Annotated in this window: 13 protein-coding genes; 2 read left to right on the top strand and 11 right to left on the bottom strand. The window is 42.0% G+C overall.

Annotation, left to right across the window (positions count from 1 at the left end; translation table 11 throughout):
- Positions 1-26: 26 nt before the first annotated feature.
- The 11 genes from KO529_RS07320 to KO529_RS07270 form a co-directional block, all read right to left on the bottom strand.
- Entirely contained in the window at positions 27-932 is a 906-nt protein-coding gene (locus KO529_RS07320; protein ID WP_215947268.1) for a sugar phosphate isomerase/epimerase family protein, read from the bottom strand.
- Positions 933-944: 12 nt separating this feature from the next.
- Positions 945-2,420, bottom strand: coding sequence for a CoA-acylating methylmalonate-semialdehyde dehydrogenase (locus tag KO529_RS07315; protein ID WP_215947267.1), 1,476 nt, complete (start codon positions 2,418-2,420; stop codon positions 945-947).
- Positions 2,421-2,455: 35 nt separating this feature from the next.
- Positions 2,456-4,054 (bottom strand): solute:sodium symporter family transporter, encoded by a 1,599-nt coding sequence (locus tag KO529_RS07310; RefSeq protein ID WP_247095629.1) that lies wholly within the window; start codon positions 4,052-4,054, stop codon positions 2,456-2,458.
- Between the two features lie 19 nt (positions 4,055-4,073).
- Positions 4,074-5,933, bottom strand: coding sequence for a 3D-(3,5/4)-trihydroxycyclohexane-1,2-dione acylhydrolase (decyclizing) (gene iolD, locus KO529_RS07305; protein ID WP_215947266.1), 1,860 nt, complete (start codon positions 5,931-5,933; stop codon positions 4,074-4,076).
- A gap of 100 nt (positions 5,934-6,033) precedes the next feature.
- Positions 6,034-7,047, bottom strand: a complete 1,014-nt coding sequence (iolC, locus tag KO529_RS07300) for a 5-dehydro-2-deoxygluconokinase (protein WP_215947265.1) — start codon at positions 7,045-7,047, stop codon at positions 6,034-6,036.
- 6 nt (positions 7,048-7,053) lie between these two features.
- Entirely contained in the window at positions 7,054-7,929 is an 876-nt protein-coding gene (gene iolB, locus KO529_RS07295; RefSeq protein ID WP_215947264.1) for a 5-deoxy-glucuronate isomerase, read from the bottom strand.
- Positions 7,930-7,940: 11 nt separating this feature from the next.
- Positions 7,941-8,882 carry a class II fructose-bisphosphate aldolase gene (locus KO529_RS07290; protein ID WP_215947263.1) on the bottom strand — a complete coding sequence of 314 codons (942 nt, stop codon included), beginning with the start codon at positions 8,880-8,882 and terminating at the stop codon, positions 7,941-7,943.
- A 141-nt stretch (positions 8,883-9,023) separates the two neighbouring features.
- A complete protein-coding gene (locus KO529_RS07285; RefSeq protein WP_215947262.1) occupies positions 9,024-10,049 on the bottom strand; it encodes a LacI family DNA-binding transcriptional regulator in 1,026 nt (341 codons plus the stop codon).
- A gap of 325 nt (positions 10,050-10,374) precedes the next feature.
- Entirely contained in the window at positions 10,375-12,117 is a 1,743-nt protein-coding gene (locus tag KO529_RS07280; protein WP_215947261.1) for a RagB/SusD family nutrient uptake outer membrane protein, read from the bottom strand.
- An 18-nt stretch (positions 12,118-12,135) separates the two neighbouring features.
- Complete coding sequence (locus KO529_RS07275) at positions 12,136-15,108, bottom strand: SusC/RagA family TonB-linked outer membrane protein (protein WP_215947260.1); 2,973 nt, start codon at positions 15,106-15,108, stop codon at positions 12,136-12,138.
- Between the two features lie 806 nt (positions 15,109-15,914).
- Entirely contained in the window at positions 15,915-16,415 is a 501-nt protein-coding gene (locus KO529_RS07270; RefSeq protein ID WP_215947259.1) for a hypothetical protein, read from the bottom strand.
- A gap of 271 nt (positions 16,416-16,686) precedes the next feature.
- Here KO529_RS07270 and KO529_RS07265 point away from each other — a divergent pair, with 271 nt between their 5' ends.
- Positions 16,687-17,811 (top strand): sialidase family protein, encoded by a 1,125-nt coding sequence (locus tag KO529_RS07265; protein ID WP_215947258.1) that lies wholly within the window; start codon positions 16,687-16,689, stop codon positions 17,809-17,811.
- An 18-nt stretch (positions 17,812-17,829) separates the two neighbouring features.
- Entirely contained in the window at positions 17,830-18,711 is an 882-nt protein-coding gene (locus KO529_RS07260; protein ID WP_215947257.1) for a phytanoyl-CoA dioxygenase family protein, read from the top strand.
- The last annotated feature ends 1 nt before the right edge of the window (position 18,712 follow it).

Here is an 18,712-nt window from a genome sequence, read left to right as displayed (position 1 = left end):
TGATAGTTTTCTCAATATTCAATTAACTAAAGCCCCAAGGATTTTATATAGTCCCTATTGGCCTGTGCACATATTTTTGGGTTTCCCATGCCTGGTAAAATATCCTGTTCAACAACGATCCAATCATTATATTTCATTTCTTCCAACAATTTTACAATAGCCTGAAAATCTACCGCACCTTTCCCCAACTCACAAAACACCCCACGTCTAATGGCATCAAAATAATCCCCGTTTACCTCCCGTGAAGCTTTGGCGGCTTCTGGACTATAATCCTTAAAATGGACATGCCATATTCTTTTGCCATACTTTTTCAGGGCCTTTACGGGATCACCTCCTCCAAAGGCATAATGCCCCATATCCAAACACAATCCCAATAAATCCGGATCGGTCAAGGACATAAGCTTATCTATTTCCTCAGGGGTTTCTACATATCCCGCACAATGGTGGTGGAACACTGTTCTTATGCCATAGGCATCCTTCACTGCCTTCGCTATCTTTTCTGCACCCGCGGCATATACTTTCCACTGTTCTTCCGTGAGTCCCATTGCCGCTGTAATTCTCCCCGCATTTTTGGTACGTTCCGGTATGGCACCATTATCATCTGCCAATACAATAAAGGAATTTTTGTAGCCGGCATTGAACATAAGCTCCGCTACTTTTAAGGCGGAGATCACCCCTGCATCATGGTTGGACTCCTGAGCCAAAGCAACAGGAACAAAGGCTCCCAAAAGATCCAAATGTCTTTTGTCCAATTCCACCTTTAGTAGGCTGGGCGTGGTGGGCATATAGCCCCAGTCGCCCAATTCGGTACCAATATATCCAGTTTCCTTTATTTCATCCAGAACCTGTTCAAAACCTATCTCTTCGGATTTTTCCTCCAGGTCAAATTCCAAGGCGCCCCATGAGCATGGAGCATTTGCGATTTTCATCATTTTATAATCCGATTAAAATTTTCTTGACCAAATATTCGGCCATCTTTCTATAATTACCTTGGTCTGTGTAAAGAATTCTATAGCATGTTTGCCCTGACCGTGCAGGTCACCAAAAAAGCTATCCTTCCAACCACTAAAGGGGAATTGGGCCATAGGGGCCGCCACCCCTATATTGATTCCAATATTTCCGGCATCGGCCTCATTTCTAAACCTTCTGGCATTGGCACCGCTACCGGTAAATAAACAGGCCATATTTCCGTAATTCCCACTATTGACAAACTTTAGGGCGTCATCTATATTTTTCATGGATATAAGACTCATCACGGGGCCAAAAATCTCCGTCCTAATAAGTTCCTTGTCCAAGGCTACGTTCTCCAAAATAGTAGGGTTTAGGAAGTTTCCTTTTTCATAGCCCGCAATGGAAGCATTTCGACCGTCCAATAGTATTTTGGCACCTTCATCTATTCCTTTTTGTATCAATCCAGTTATTCTCGCCTTACTTTCAGGAGTAATTACAGGCCCCATATTAACCTCCCTGTCCAAACCGTAACCGGTAGTTCTGGATTTAACGGTTTCATAGAGAGCATCCTTTATCTGTCTTTTTTGGTCATCCACAGTGATAATCGTAGAAGCGGCCAAACATCTTTGGCCCGCACATCCATAAACGGAATCCGCGATTATTCTTGTGGACATTTCAATATCCGCATCGGGCAGGATCACTACCGGGTTTTTGGCCCCACCCTGTGCCTGTACCCTCTTTCCATTGGCCGTGCCCTTGGAATATATATACCTGGCCACCGGAGTACTACCAACAAAACTGACTGCTTTAATAGTAGGGTGTTCCAAAATGGCATCCACAGAATCCTTGCCTCCGTGCACCAAGCTGACCAACCCTTTGGGTATATCCAACTGATCTATGAACTCAAAAATCTTCATCATGGTCATGGGCACCTTTTCGGAAGGTTTTACCACAAAGGCATTACCCGTTGCAATGGCATAGGGCAAGAACCAAAAAACAATCATACTGGGAAAGTTGAACGGGGTTATACAAGCTGCCACGCCTATAGGCTGCCTGATCATCATCTCGTCTATTCCCGTAGCAATATCCTCAATAACATCTCCCGCCATTAACATAGGCGTTCCACAGGCTACCTCAATATTTTCGATTGCTCTTTGAATTTCCCCTACGGATTCCCCATAGGTTTTACCAGATTCCTTGGTAATAATTTCGGCAAGTACCTCGGTATTTTCCTCCATTAGGGACTTTAACCGATATAGCACTTGAACCCTTTTAAGCACCGGAACCTTACTCCATTCTTGATATGCTTTGGACGCTGAAGCTACCGCCAAATCAATATCTTTTTGGGTACCCTTTCCATAAGGCACCTTGGCCAAGATTTCCTGGGTAGCAGGGTTTACAATATCTATTGTTTCTTTGGATGTGCTTGGTGTCCAAGCTCCATCGATATAATTTTTTAGAATTTCCATTTTTTAATTATTTAATAATTTTGATCATGGTATTGCTACTGGTTGTTCCAGAGCAAAACATATATTAATACAGTAACGGCGCACAGTCCAATGGACATGGGAACAGTGTATTTCCAAGCTTTTAGGTTTACAGCGCCAACATCGGTAATTTCATACAAGTTCTTGTTGGGATAGAAATAGGACACCGAATACATTATAGCTACATTCAGCACGAATTCTATGCCCCATAGATGTACAAAATGGATACCGTGGCTAGTGTAGCCCCAAGTCATAAAAATATAAAAACAGAGCCCAAATATTAGGGCCACTTTAGCCCCGGTTGCCGAGACTTTTTTCATAAAGAACCCTGCCAATAAAATGGAGGCAATAGGAATAAAAAATATTCCGTTAAGTTCTTGCAGCAATTGATACAGTCCGTCCGAGGCATTGGCCACCATGGGAGCTGCGAAGATGGCCGCTACCGCCAATACTGCGGAAGTAACTTTTCCAATCTTTACCAGTTTGGTATCACTGACATTTTTTGCAATGTGCTTCTTATAAATATCCATACTGAACAAGGTGGCCACCGAATTCAATACCGAATTAAAGGTACTCAATACCGCTCCCATGATTACGGCAGCAAAAAAGCCTATCAACCAAACAGGTAAAACCTTTTTGACCAATTGTGGATAAACCGTGTCCTGTTGGTCAAAGTAGGTATCCTGAAAATAATAGTAACAAATTACCCCGGGCAGCACAATTATTAAGGGAATCAAGATCTTAAAAAGACCCGTTATTAAAAGTCCCTTTTGGGCCTCCTTCAAATTTTTCGCCCCCAAGGCCCTTTGGATGATTGTCTGGTTCATTCCCCAGAAATAGAGCTGATTAATGATCAGGCCCGTAAAAAGCACTTCGAAGGGTAATACGGAATCCCTTGCCCCTACCACATTGAATTTCTCCGGGGCATAATCATATACCTTCACCAATCCGTCCCAGATGTTGTTATCTCCTATGGCCATCAACGCCAATATTGGTATCAACAAACCTCCCAATAAAAGTCCAAAGCCATTAATGGTATCGGAATAGGCCACAGCCTTTAAGCCTCCAAAGATGGCATATATAGACCCTATGACCCCAATAATGACCACTGTGATCCATAATCCTTCGGATTTACTGACCCCTAGAGCCTCGGAAACCCCAAACAAGCTTTCAATGCCGATGGCACCAGAATATAGGACTATGGGCAAAAGGGTAACCACAAATGAAAATATTAGGATGGCAGCCACCATGGTCCTTGTCATGCCATCAAACCTACTTTCCAAAAACTGGGGTATGGTGGTCAATCCCATTTTTAAATATTTGGGAACAAAGAAAATGGCCGCAATTACCAGCGCAATAGAGGAAGTAACTTCCCAAGCTATAACAATAAAACCATTAACATAGGAATTACCGTTCATCCCTATAAGGTGTTCCGAGGAAATATTGGTCAGCAACATGGAACCTGCAATGACTATTCCCGTTAGACTTCTACCTCCAAGGAAATAACCGTCGGACGAGGTTAGATTCGTTTTTCTAAGACTGTACCAAGTAAAAAAGGCAACTCCTCCCGTAAAAATCAGGAATGAAGTTAAAATGATGATGAGATCAGAGTTCATAAGGCTGGTTGGTTATGGTCTATAAATAGTATTTCTGGGTCTTTTTGTTTTCCAGAGAGGTTTTCAATGAACTCTTCACAGCATCCTTCTCGGATACTTCGGCTACGGCCACATCCCACCAGGCAAATCCGGGAACCGCTTTTTTACGATCCACCTCAATGTAGATTACCGTGGTCCTGTCTATGGTTTTTGCCTTTTTAAGGGCGGCATTTAATTCCTCTGCATTGGAGGCCTTTATAACATGGGCACCCATACTTGCTGCATTGGCCGCATAATCTATGGGCAACAATCCTCCGTCCAATTGATCGGTCTCCTCATTCCTGTAACGGTAGTATGTCCCAAATCCTTCGCTACCTAGAGAACTGGACAAGCTTCCTATACTGGAATAACCATCATTGTTCAAAAGAATAATGGTCATTTTCTGTTTTTCTTGGATCGATGTTACTATCTCTTGGGACATCATTAGGTAACTTCCATCACCAACCATTACATATATCTCGCTATCCGGACGGGCCATTTTAGCACCCAAACCTCCGGCAATCTCATAACCCATGCAGGAATAACCATATTCCAGATGGAAGCCTTTTGGGTTTCGGGTACGCCACAATTTATGAAGGTCTCCAGGTAGGCTACCTGCAGCACAAAGGACTATATCCTCTGGGTTGGAAAATGAATTTACAGCTCCGATCACTTCCCCTTGAAATGCCGGCACTTCATTCTTTTCGGCATAGATATCCGCTACAAATTGATCCCAGCTCTTATTAAAGTTTTCTACTTTTTCACGATAATCCGGGCTTACTTTAAAATTGGACAGCTCCTTATCCAAGGTTTCCAATATGGCCTTGGCATCGCCTACCAGGGGAAGTGCCCCATGCTTGAAGGAATCGAATTCCGTAATATTTATATTGATAAAACGGACATTGGGATCTTGAAATGCGGATTTGGAGATGGTCGTAAAATCGCTATATCTTGTACCTACCCCTATGACCAGGTCGGCCTCCTTGGCTATCTCAATGGCCCCAGGTGTTCCTGTTACCCCAGCCGCTCCAAGGTTCTGCGGTTCGTTATAATCCAACGATCCCTTCCCCGCAAAGGTTTCGGCCACAGGTATCCCCGTTCTATTGACCAATTTTTTTAATATTGCCGTTGCATCGCTATAAATAGCACCACCACCCGCAATGATTATTGGTCTTTTACTTATTTTGATTTGCTCAATTGCCCTTGCCAATAGCGTTTGATCTGGCATAGTTCTCCCTATATTCCAAACACGCTTCTGAAACATCTCTACCGGAAAATCGAAGGCTTCCGCCTGAACATCCTGTGGAATGCACAAGGTAACCGTTCCTGTTTCGGCTTGGGAGGTGAGTACCCGCATAACCTCTGGCAAGGAGGTGATAAGTTGTTCCGGTCTATTGATCCTATCCCAATATTTGGAAACGGGCTTAAAGCAATCATTGACCGATATATCCTGGGTTACGTTAGATTCCAATTGCTGCAATACCGGGGCAACCTGTCTGGTAGCAAATATATCCCCAGGAATCAAAAGGACCGGTATCCTATTAATGGTGGCCGCTGCAGCACCGGTGAGCATATTGGTAGCTCCCGGACCAATGGACGAAGTACAGACGAAGGTTTGCAACCTATTCTTTACTCGTGCAAATGCCGCTGCCGTATGCACCATTCCCTGTTCATTCCTAGCCACGTAAAATGGGAAGTCGAGATTTTGATGCAATGCCTGTCCTATTCCCGCAACATTTCCATGCCCCAAAATTCCCAAACAACCGGCAAAAAATTTATTCTGAACGCCATCGCGCTCTACATATTGGTTCTTAAGATATTCAATTGTGGCCTGGGCCACCGTAAGTCTTTTTGTTTTCATCTGTTCTTCTTTATTTGTTTTAATAGGTCAGAAGGAATGCCCTGAGAACATATCGGTTGGCTTGATAAAGCCGTTAATGGGCTTTTCATCGCTTATAAAATTAAAATCCGCCCTTCTGCTTTATAAAGTCCATGGATTCTTCCAAGGTTGGCATAAAGTTGGCACAACCCTTTTTAGTAACCACTTGCGCACCACTGGCATTACCCATTCGGCATGCCTTTTTCAAATCCCACCCTTGTAGTATTCCATATAGGAATCCGCTGGCAAAGGCATCACCTGCACCCAGCACATTCAAAACCTCAACGGGAAACCCGGGAACATCTTCCCTGGAACCATCCTTTTGGTATATGCTGGCGCCCTTCTCCCCTCGCTTCACGATCAATGTCTCTATGCCAGAGGATAGCAATTGCTTAATAGATACATCTATATCCCCTTTGATTTCCGGAGCGGAAATCTGTTGTTCCTTAATGGTCACCTGTGAGGAATCGATAAGGGTGGCGGCAAGAATCTCCTCTTCCGTGCCAATGGCCATTTTAACCCTGGGCAAAATAGCTCTAACGGTTAAGCCAAAAGCCCTGTAATCGTGCCATTGGTCCGCTCTAAAATCCAGATCGAGAACTACGTCGACATCATTTCTATTAGCGATTTCAGTGGCATAAAAAGTAGCACTCCTAGTAGGTTCTACATTTAGCGCAGTACCGTTGATCAACAATATTTTATAATCCGGAATATTGGCTTTGTCCACGTCATCGATATCCACCTGACTATCGGCCGCATTATCCCTGTAATACACCAAGGGAAATTTATCAGGAGGTTCTATTCCCAGGACAACCGCACTACTCCTAGTCCCATTTTTTACGGGAATACAATGTGTGTTTACTCCCTCCCCATTCAAGAAGTTTAGAATAAACTCACCAACCTTGTCATTACCTACCGCAGTTAAAAGACTGGCATTGACCCCCAATCTTGCACATCCCACGGCTATATTGAGCGGAGATCCTCCCACAAAGGCATCAAACCCTTTAATATCATTAAATGGCGAACCAATATTCTGTGAATAAAGATCAATACTAGATCTTCCAAACGTGATTACATCAAACTTTTTATCGCTCATTTTAAATTATTGTTTATTCATTTCCGCCGTTACCAAGGGCAATCGTTTATCTTTTGATGTCCAGGAATCATAGATCCATTCATGGTCCGGGTCTGTGGTATTGGCCAAGCATTGGTCCGTGCCGGCCAAGAAATTAAGGTAGTAGCAATGAAATCCGTGTTCCGCTACTACGGGATGAAAACCCTTGGGTATCATCACCACATCATTATGTCTAGGTCTTACTATCTCGTCCAGGGATCTATCCTTGGTATAGACCTGCTGTATGGCATAAGCCTCCGGTTTTTGAAATTTATAGAAATACGTTTCCTCCTGTATTGGCTCCAAAACCGTACCGTCTGCATCTACTATGCGCTCATCATGTTTATGGGCCGGAAAGGAACTCCAATTGCCTGAAGGGGTATATACCTCACGCACCACTATTTTGCTACAACCAAAACCTGGTGGCACCAGATCATTGAACTGTCGGGTAGCATTGTCACCACCAAAAATAACCACGGGCGTATCCTCTGGAGTTACAAATTTTGCAGGAAAATCTTCATCTACCTTGCACCAACCATATCCAATATCCAAGGTATCACTCATTGCCGTTAAAGTGAATTTGCTATTGCGTGAGAGGTAAAGGGTATGGGCCACCCCGCTAAAAACATCCCTTCTGCCATTTTTTGTTTCCCAGTTTCCCTTATCGCTTTCCACCTTAAAATTGCCGCTTAACAGCACTATGACCATTTCATTATCCTTGGTATCGTGTTGCCAAGTTTCCCCCTTGTTCATTAACCTTGCCTCAAAATTGAGATATTCCCAGTTGGCAGATGCCGGTGTAATTTGATGGTATACCCCTGTTTTGGATTTTGGTTTTATCTGCAAATGTGACTTATGTTCCATAATTTTTAATTTTAAAATTTCATGTCGCTTACTTTCCCAGTGGCGCCCAAGAGATCGAACTTTTCCAGCATAAATTTTTCGTACTCCGCCATATAGGTCTTCCCTGGAATTACGGGGTCGAACAGCTCTGGAGTATCCCTAAAAAACTCTCTATGCACCCTAGTCCACAATAGTCTGGTATCTGTGGCGATATTGATTTTACAAACTCCATAGGCAATGGATTTGACAATCTCTTCCGGCGAAACCCCGGAGGCACCTTCATTCAAATGCCCTCCAGCCTTGTTTATCCGGTCTATTTCCTCTAAATTAACGGCAGAGCCGCCGTGCAGCACTATAGGGAATTTGGGCAATCTTCTTTGAATCTCTTCCAATATTTTAAACTGAATACCGTCTCCACCAGAAAACTTATAAGCTCCATGACTGGTGCCCACTGCCACCGCCAAACTATCACACCCTGTTAATTCTACAAATTCCTGAACTTCTGACGGCTGGGTATATTTTGCGTGTTTTTCGTCCACGGACAGATCATCTTCCACCCCACTCAGTACTCCCAGTTCCGCCTCAACAACAATATTTTTTTTATGGGCCTCCACCACCACCGCTCTTGTCCTTTTTACATTCCCATTAAAACTATCATGGGAAGCATCGATCATTATAGAGTCATAATCATTGGATTGTATCGCATTAAAAGCATGTTCCTCGTTCCCATGGTCCATATGAACGGAATAGACCACTTTGGGATATATTTTGGAGGCCGCGGTAATCATGGCCATAAGCATTTCAGGATGGGCGTAATTCCGTGCTGCCGGTGTAATTTGCACCATAAATGGTGCATTGGCCTTTTCCCCGGAGCTAAAAAGTCCGTGAACCTGTTCCATGGTAAAAACATTGACGGCTGCAATGGCATATTTACCATAACAGTGTTCAAATAAACTTTTGGGCGAAATTTGCATGCAAAATTTAGATATAATTATTTATAGCCTTAATATTTTATACAAATAACAATAAATAATTGATGTTTCGAAGAATATCATATTAAAAGTCAATGCAAAGGTTTGCACAATTAAAGAAATATTCGACTAAGGGAGTATCACTTAATTTACTTTGGAAGATGCCCTTATAACGAGTTCTGGTTTAAAGACTTCTTTTCGAAACTCGAGTATGGAATTCTTGTTGTTCAAATGACTTAACAAAATTCTGGCAGAGAGCATTCCCATACTATAAACCGGCTGCCAAACGGTAGACAAAGAGGGCGTAATAAAAGACGAATGAGGCTCATCATCGAACCCTATGACGGAGACCTCATCGGGTATTTTCAAACCCATTTTTTTGGCGATGTGCATGGCCGAAATGGCAATTTTATCATTGTAGGCGAATATGGCGTCCGGCCGATCTTTCAATTCCAATAATTTTTTTGTGGCCTTTACAGCGTCTTTATGGGAAAACCCCGGAACATGTACAATAAAATCACTATTTATGGGAACCTTATTTTTGTCAAGAGCATCCAAATAGCCCTGAAGCCTTTGTTCTGTAGTACTAAGATTTAAAGGACCTCCTAGGTGCGCTATGTTCTTACAACCCGTGCCAATGAGGTACTCCACAGCCTGGAATGCCCCAAAATAATCATTTACCAATACTTTATCGGCTTCCAAACCTGGACAGTCCCTATCAAAAACCACCACGGGAATACCGCTTTTTTGAAGCCTACGGAAATGATCAAAATTCTTGGTCTCGGATGAGGGCGCCACCAAGACCCCATCTATCTGGATTTTTGATAAGCGCTTTACAATGGTCAGCTCCTCCTCATAGGATTCGTTGGACAGGCAAATCATGATATTGTATTCCGAATCAACAATTACGTCCTGAATCCCGGTAATTATTGCGGAAAAAAAGTGGCCGGTAATCTCTGGCACTATCACCCCAATGGTATTGGATTTTTTTTGCAGCAGGTTCAATGCCAAAAGATTGGGCTGATAATCTAATGCTTCCGCCAGTGCCTTAACCGCATCCTTAGTCTCTTTTTTTATAGCAGGATGATCGTTCAAGGCCCTAGATACTGTAGAGGGAGCTATTTTGAGCTCTCTTGCTATATCTGTAATTGTAACGCGCCCCTTCCTCATAATAAGCCCCTATTTACAATCCTTACTTCCCTTATCATATTCACATTCATTATAAAATGCAGTCTCTTTGGACCCCAACCTACTTTAATTATAATAACAAATTATGGAATTGAACATTCAAGACAAAATACAACAAAATTTCTATATGGACCAGGTGAGTGGAACTCAAGATAAATAAAGCAGAAAGATAGATGGAAGCACTATTAAAAAGGAGCACTGAATCCTAATTTTTATAACTAAATAGATGAACTGCCAAGTCCCATAAAGAATTGGGGCGGACAAATATTTGTCCGCCTCAATTTAAAGCCTGTTCTAATTTATTTCACTAATAACCAGGGTTTTGCTGAAGAAAACCATCAATACCTGAAGCTGCATCCACTGCACTCTGTGGTATTGGAAACAATCGCTTGTTTACATCGGAATCTGTCTTTTCAGTCCAAGAATCCTCGTATTTACCAAACCGTATTTGATCGCCCCTTCTAAAGCCTTCCCAGTACAATTCAAAACCACGCTCACGGAACATAGTATCCAAATCAATAGAAGTTAAAGCCTCGGGAGTTTGATCTGGGCGCGATGTTCTTGAGGTCCTCACAAAGTTCACATCAGTTAAGGCTCCAGCAGCATCATTTTTCCTCAATTTTGCTTCTGCGCGCATCAAGTATATTTCCCCCAATCGCATCATTACAAGATCTATACTGCTAAAATTATTGGCGTTGTTGGAAGTTCTACTAAATTGATATTTGGAAACACGATATCCCGTATTGTGCAACGAACCTTCATTGGTAAAATTAATTTCTTCGGTATGATTAACATAACCTACATCCCTATCAGGACCATTTCCTTTTATTTGTTTCACAGGATAGATCCTTACCCCACCGTCGCAAGTAAAAAACGAACCACCGGAATCCTTTCTGGGACCCCATTGTATTCCGCGCAATATACCGCGGTTCATTTCATAAGTGGCTACATCAGCACAATAATAATGATCTTCATCATTCAAAGGCGAAAGCCCTGTTAAATCCATTAACTCTGCTGGAATCTGTTGGTTTTGCTGATAGAATCTAGCATCCGCCTCGGCAGGATCCACAGCACCATAGGCTTCTACCCAAGTCTGATAAAAATCCGAGGTTATTGCGGGACCATCTGTACCATCGGAGCTAGGATATTCCAATCTTCCCCATACGGATCCGGCTATAGACCAATAAGACCAACGGCTCTCCTCATTTTTCAACACCCCTCGTTGATCCAAGGCAAATATGAGCTCGGAGTTACTATTGTTATCGTCATTGAAAAGGTCAAAATATTCAGGCGACAATGCAAAGTCCCCAGAATTGATAATGTTATTGGTGTACTCGATAACCTTATCCATATCCGCATCCGTAAAGTTTGGCGTGCCATAAGGATCCCTGTACACAGCTGCATTGAGGTGTAACCTTGCCAAAAAGCCCCAAACTGCGGCCTGTGTCATCCTTCCCGGTCCTTTATCTGTATTAATGACATCTACCACGGACAACAATTCATTTTGTATATAATCTATGGCGTCCTGGGTCCTTAACACTTCTGAAAGTTGATTGGATGCTTCCTTTTTTAACACCATTCCCCAACTATCCAACATCAACAAGTTTAAGTAGGCCCTAAGCGCTTTCATTTCGTACAAGGCTCCAGCGGCTTCCATATTGCCTTCATCCGCCAATGGCGTTAACACCTCAATGGCCGCCAATGTTCTGGAAATATTAGTAGTAAGTTCGTTCCAGCTACTGGAAATCAAATCATTACTCGGGGTGTAGGTGTGCGAATGTGTGGCCAAAAATTTACCCCCATCAAACCAGTCGGTTCCGCCTCGGTAAGGAAGAATGGCCTCATCCGAGGAAATAAGCTGAAGTCCGTAGTAATTGGTATGTCTCCATGTCCATGAAACATAACCGTAGGCAGGTGCAATGGCTCCACTAATTACTTCGGCTTGTGCACCCGTAAGGGTTTCATCGAATAATTCCTCTTTTAGGTCCGTACAGTTCCAGTTCAACAAGGAACAATACACCAATATTGTTATTATAAGTTTATTTTTCATTACTAAGCATTTTTTTTATTAGAATGATACGTTTAAGCCAAAAAGCAATGTTCTTGGAGATGGGTAAGTGAAGCGGTCTATCCCAAAAGTTTGAATACCGTCTATAGTACTTCCGGTGTTGATCTCGGGATCAAATCCGGAATAATCAGTAACCACAAATAAGTTCTGGCCTGTTAATGTAAAACGGACATTACTTATCAAATCTCCTAAACCAAGTTTTTGCGGTTTTAAGTTATACCCTAAGGTTGCATTGTTTAAGCGAAGGAAACTACCATCCTCTAAATAGCGGGTAGACACTTCATTAGAGTTGCTGTTGTCCTCGTTTGCGAATTCTACTGCAAAATCCGTGGCGTTCAAATTTCTACTCAACTGTCCTTTTGAAAATAGGGACATGGCCGTGTGGTTATAGATTTTGTTGCCAGAAACTCCATTAAAGTTAAGGCCAAGGTCAAAATCTTTATAGTTGAATTTAAAATAGAAAGCATAGATGAAATCCGGGAGGGCACTCCCCACCACTATACGGTCATTATCCAAAATTTCTCCATCACCGTTAACATCCCTGTATTGATTTAGGCCATCAGAACCAATACCCATAAATTCTTTCATATAGAACGCACCTACAGGTTCGTTGTTGAGATACCCATTAATAGTGGCTCCTGTTTGCCCTGCTCCTTGGGCAGCACCAGTAGTAATCACCTCAAATTGGGAGTTTTCAACTGTATTGTCCGTAAAACTCATATTACCTCCCAAATTAAACATAAAATCCTCCGCGAGCATTATTCTATAATCCAAGGCAAATTCAATTCCGGAATTTATAATTTCCATATCCGGAATGTTGGTCCAGATTTTTGGTGTAGGCTGTATGGGGTCTATTCTATTGGCCAACAGTACCACATCACTGGTAACTTTGTGAAAATAATCCAAGGTACCGGTCAACTTACTATTGAAAAAACCAAAATCCAATCCAATGTTAGTCTGTGTAGAAACTTCCCATTTAAGATCAGGGTTGGCCGTTCGGGCTGGAACCGTACCAAAAGGATAATCATCTATGGTACTAGCATTTGGATCAAGAGGGTAGGTATCATTATCCGCCTTACTGTCTATATAACTTGCCAGACTTACTTTATTATCAATTCCTTCCTGGTTACCCGTTTGTCCCCAACTAGCACGAAGCTTTAAATTGTTGACAACATCGCTATCCGCCAGTATATCTTCCTTGCTAATATTCCAGCCCAATGCTACAGATGGGAAATATCCATATTTGTTGTTGGCACCAAATTTTGAAGAACCATCGGCACGCATGGTAGCTGTTAACAGATATTTGTCCGCATAGCCATAATTAAGCCTACCAAAGAAAGACTGAAGTTCATTCTTATATGCATAACTGTTCAGGCTCGTTGGGTTCTCCTGGCTACTAATCTGATCCTGAAATTTAGGATCTATATCATTCGTAGCGAAGCCTCTAAGATCGAATCGTTTTTGCTGAACATAAATTTCTTGATAGGAATGTCCTGCCAACAAGGTAAAATTATGAACACCTTCATTATAGGTGTAAGTTAAGGTGTTCTCTATCAGCGAGTTCCTATTGTTGGTGTAATATGAGCTAAGCGTACCCTCTACCAAACTTTCCAATATAGGATACGGATTTGTCTGAACATCCCTATCCGTTGCCGAGTAATCTACCCCGAGATTGGCCCTATACGTCAGCCCATCGAAAATTTCCAAGGAAGGAGCAATATTGGCCAAGATACGGTTACTATTGGAAACATCACTATAAATCTGGTTACGGACAATGGGATTTAATCTGTCATCGAACAAGGTAGGCTCTCCATTTGTATAAACAGGTATAGTAGGGTTCAACTGAAGCATATCCACCGTCATATCACCTATATTAGGCCTATCATTCACTGTTCTTGAAGCCGTTAGATTTAAGTCAACATTAAAACGTCCGTCCAGTGCTTTCTGGGTCAGATTAACCCTTCCTGAGTATCGTTTTAAGGAACTGGTATTAAAAATCCCTTTTTGATCGTCTACCCCAGTGGAGACATAATAGGAAAACTTATCTGCAGCCCCACCACTCATGGCAAAGTTAACATTCTTTGAAATGGCTGTTCTAGTTAATTCATCCTGCCAATCCGTATTGGCACCTCCATCCAATAAAACTCCTCCTACAGCAGGAACCTGCTGTCTAAATTCATCGGCACTGAAGACGTCCATTTTATTGCTCAAGGTGGCCATTGCTGTAGAAACGGATAAGTTCATTTCAGATTTACCATCCCTTCCTTTTTTAGTCGTAATAACGATAACTCCATTGGCGGCCCGTGCTCCGTAAATGGCAGCAGCCGAAGCATCTTTTAAAACATCCATTGAGGCAATATCCTGAGGATTGATGAAGTTTAGTGGATTTGAGGCAACTCCTGTACCACTATTATCTATTACAAAGCCATCTATGACAAATAGTGGTGTAGTCCCTGATCGCAAACTTCCCAATCCACGGATAATAATGTTCTGTGATGCCCCGGGCTCCCCACTTACGGAAGTTACATTGACACCCGAGACTTTACCTTGCAAAAGCTGACCGGGATTGGCCACTACTCCTTTATTAAAATCTTCACTTTTAACGGAAGCGATAGATCCGGTTACGTCAGATTTCTTTTGAACGCCGTAACCTACTACTACTACTTCGTCCAACAATGATGAGTCTTCCTGCAAGGCTACACTCACATTGGTTTGCCCGTTTAGAGGAATCTCATTGGTAGCATATCCTAAAAAAGACACCGCAAGTACTGCGTTTGCATCCGACACTTGTATGGTAAAATTACCATCAAAGTCTGTCGTTGTTCCATTCTTAGTTCCTTTTTCCAGCACTGTGGCTCCTGGCAAAGGAACATTTTGCTCATCGGACACCGTACCACTAACGGTAGTCTGTGCCCATGATGTCATAGCTGTGCTTATCGCAAAGACAAACATCAGAAATTTCAGTTTCTTCATATTTTTACGGTTTAAATTAGTTTTGTCATAACCAATTTAACACTAAATTAACGATATCGGAATTTTTAAGGCTTCAAAAGCAATGCAAAGGTTTGCATGTTGCTAGTTGGGCAGAAATTTCTTACAGTTATGATTACCATATTCCCAGATACAATTTCCGTACCGGTTAGTCCTTCTAATCAAGGCCTCGAATCCAAGTACAAAGTAAATTTCCAAACTATTGCTGCATTTTTGATCTTCTTCCTTTCTAACCTAGAAAAAGTAATTCACAATAGCCAAACACAAAAGACCCAAAAAATCTTTACCGATTAATTATTGCTATTTGGTTAATCGGGGCAAAACTATATAAATGCAAGTACGAAAATGAAGCTGTTTTATGATTTTACCTTGGCTTTACGTTTTAATAACAACGGCCTGGTTTTGTTGCAAGAACATTTTTAAAATCAACATATATAGGTATTGGAAAGAAATGGATTTGCACAGTAGATACGGTCAAAAATTTAAATTTTTACCACATGTGGTTCATTCTAGGGCTCTTATGGTGATGTTTCCCAAAGAAGCAGGCTGGTTGCAATTCCTTTGCGGTAACTTGTATTCACTTTTTTGGCACGGTAACCCTAACTTAACATTATAGTGTATTGACCATGTTGTTTTGGTGAAATGTAAAAAGGCTCAAACCAATTGAGTGGGAGCATTGGGGAATAATTCTATTTAGTATCTGGGCAAAACAATACCCCTAGTGGATAACCAATAAGGTATTCAGAATGAATATTGACCCCCTTGACCTACCTATTAAGACAAGCCTTTTAAAAATCGAAAGTGTATAGCACCCCTAGGGTAAGGGTGGACCAAGTAGCACCATCCAACGCTATCCCGGTATAGGAAATATTCACTTCTGTCTGGGCCCCCATTAAATAACCTATGGTTGGCCTATAATATAATCCGCCGTCATTGCCGTCGTTAATTCCTATAGCCTGACCAACATCTCCCCCAATAGAGAACGAATTGGATGTCCAAAATCTGACCGAAGCGGCGAGGGGCACAAATTGGATGTTGGGCAGATCCTCGGCAAAGAGGTCCCTATCATATTTCTCCGGAAATCCATTTACGAAACCTACCATTACCCCTAGGTCTACAATTTCGCTTAGACCCCAGCGATACCCAAGGTCCACTCCCGCAACTAGGCTAAGTTGATCCTGGAATTCATCCAATGGCAGACCGCCATGGATTCCTAGTTTCATTCCTTGTTGGGCATACAAGCCTAGACTTAAAAGTGCCAAAACAAAGGTTGCAAGTACTTTTTTCATAAATGTTGGTTTTTGTTGGTTGGCATAAATCTAGGGTCTTCCTTAAAACAGACCACATTTTTGTTGTAAAAGCAGCAAAAAAGGTTGTGGGGAAACTGATTTTTAAACAAACCCGTATGCGCAGACCCTATGAAGAACCTTTGATCTACCCAGAGAACTTAAAAAAACGAATATGCAATAACCTTATTAGCAAATGTGATATTTTCAAAATATCTTTAAATGATAATTTATTTAGCCATTTAATATTGCACGAAAAAAAGTGATTCCACTCATGAAAAAAACATCCACTATTATATTCCTTCTTATGGTCGCTACTTTATTTGGGCAGAACAAAAACTTCCAAATTGCAGACGGAGTATTAAATTACCTGGATTTATTTAACTCCTCCAATAACCCCAATGTCTCTTGCTACCGTATTCCTGCCTTGGCCACCGCTGCCAACGGCGACCTTATTGCGGCCATTGATGAACGGGTACCATCCTGTGGCGATTTAAAATGGAGCAAGGATATCAATATTGTGATTCGAAGAAGTTCCGATAACGGTAAAACCTGGTCGGAAATAGAAAAAATAGTAGATTTCCCACCAGGAAAATCAGCTTCCGACCCCTCTATGATCGTGGACAATATCACCAAGGAAATATTTCTGTTTTACAATTTTATGGATTTGAACAATGAGAAAGACGTATATTACTTACATGTTATAAAGAGTAAGGACAACGGAAAGACCTGGAGCCAGCCGGAAGATATTACCCCTCAAATTACGAAAGAGGAATGGCACAACGATTTTAAGTTTATCACCTCCGGTCGTGGCATACAGACCAGATCTGGTGCCCTTCTCCACTGCATGGTAAATCTAAATAACGGGCTACGTGTTTTTGGCAGTAATGACCATGGTAAAACTTGGTTTTTTAGAGATACCCCACTTTTCCCCGCAGATGAATCCAAAATAGTGGAACTTGCTGATGGCAGCTGGATGGTAAATTCAAGGTCAAACAACACTGGTATTCGCCATATCCACAGGTCCCAGGACGAAGGCAAATCCTGGAAAACAATTGAGGAACCTTTTTTGATCGATCCCGGATGCAACGCCAGTATTATTCGCTTTACTGCCAAGGCAGATGGTTATAACAAAAATAGATTGTTATTCTCCAATGCCAAAAGTGATAAAGATCGTGTTAACATGACTGTTAGAATAAGTTATGACGAGGGCAAAACCTGGTCCGAGGGTAAAACGATTTATGAGGGTGATTCCGCCTATTCCTCTATGACCATTATGGACAATGGCGATATTGGTCTGTTTTTTGAAAAGGACGACCATACCGAAAATGCCTTTGTAAGCTTTTCATTGAATTGGTTGACCGATGGAAAAGACACATACAAAAAACCGAATAAATAACATTTAAAATCCGTATTTATGTCAGCAATAAAAGATTTAGCAGATAGGCATAGTCCTGTCTCGGATATGTTTCAACAGCCCAAAACAGCTGAGGAATGGGAACAATACAAATTATCCGATGAACAGCTGGCCCACTTTCACGAATTCGGCTATGTTTCCGGCATAAAACTTTTGGAAGAATGGCAGGTAGATTTGTTAAACCGGGAATTGGCAGAAATAATGGATCCAGATCATCCTGCACATGATTTGTTCTATGAATTTCACAGTAACGAATCCCAAGACCCAAACTCAGTTTTATTCCATTCCCTAGGACATTGGCGGATAACCCCCGGGTTTCATGATGTATTGTGGAATCCAGCTTTTACTATGGCCGCACATCAATTATTGGAAAACAAATCAGTTAGGTTTTGGCACGACCAATTATTCTGTAAACCTGCTCTTCACGGTGGTGTAGTAGCTTGGCACCAAGACTACTCCTATTGGACCAGGACAATAGCCATGCAACACCTTACCTGCTGGACGGGATTGGATGATGCCACCACAGAAAATGGCTGCCTTCACTATATCCCCAAAAGCCATAAATGGGGTCTTTTGGATGCGCCTTCATTGGCAGGTGATATGGACGGGCTAATGAAATATCTTAGCCCGGAACAAAAAGAGCAATTTAAGCCCACCCCCATCGAATTAAAAAAAGGCTATGCAACATTTCATCATCCACTTATGGTACACGGCTCCTATGAAAACAAGTCGGAAAGAAGTAGGCGGGCGTTCGTACTTAATGTGTTTGCCGATGGCACGGTTAGCAATACGGACGATGAACTTTTGGCAGGAGTTCCCAGAGTACCCAAAGGCAATAAAATGGAAGGCAAGTTCTTTCCAAAATTATATTCCGGAAAATAAA

This window comes from Arenibacter algicola, from assembly GCF_018860365.1.
GTDB lineage: Bacteria > Bacteroidota > Bacteroidia > Flavobacteriales > Flavobacteriaceae > Arenibacter > Arenibacter algicola_B.
This window is presented reverse-complemented; position numbering and strand designations above follow the sequence as displayed.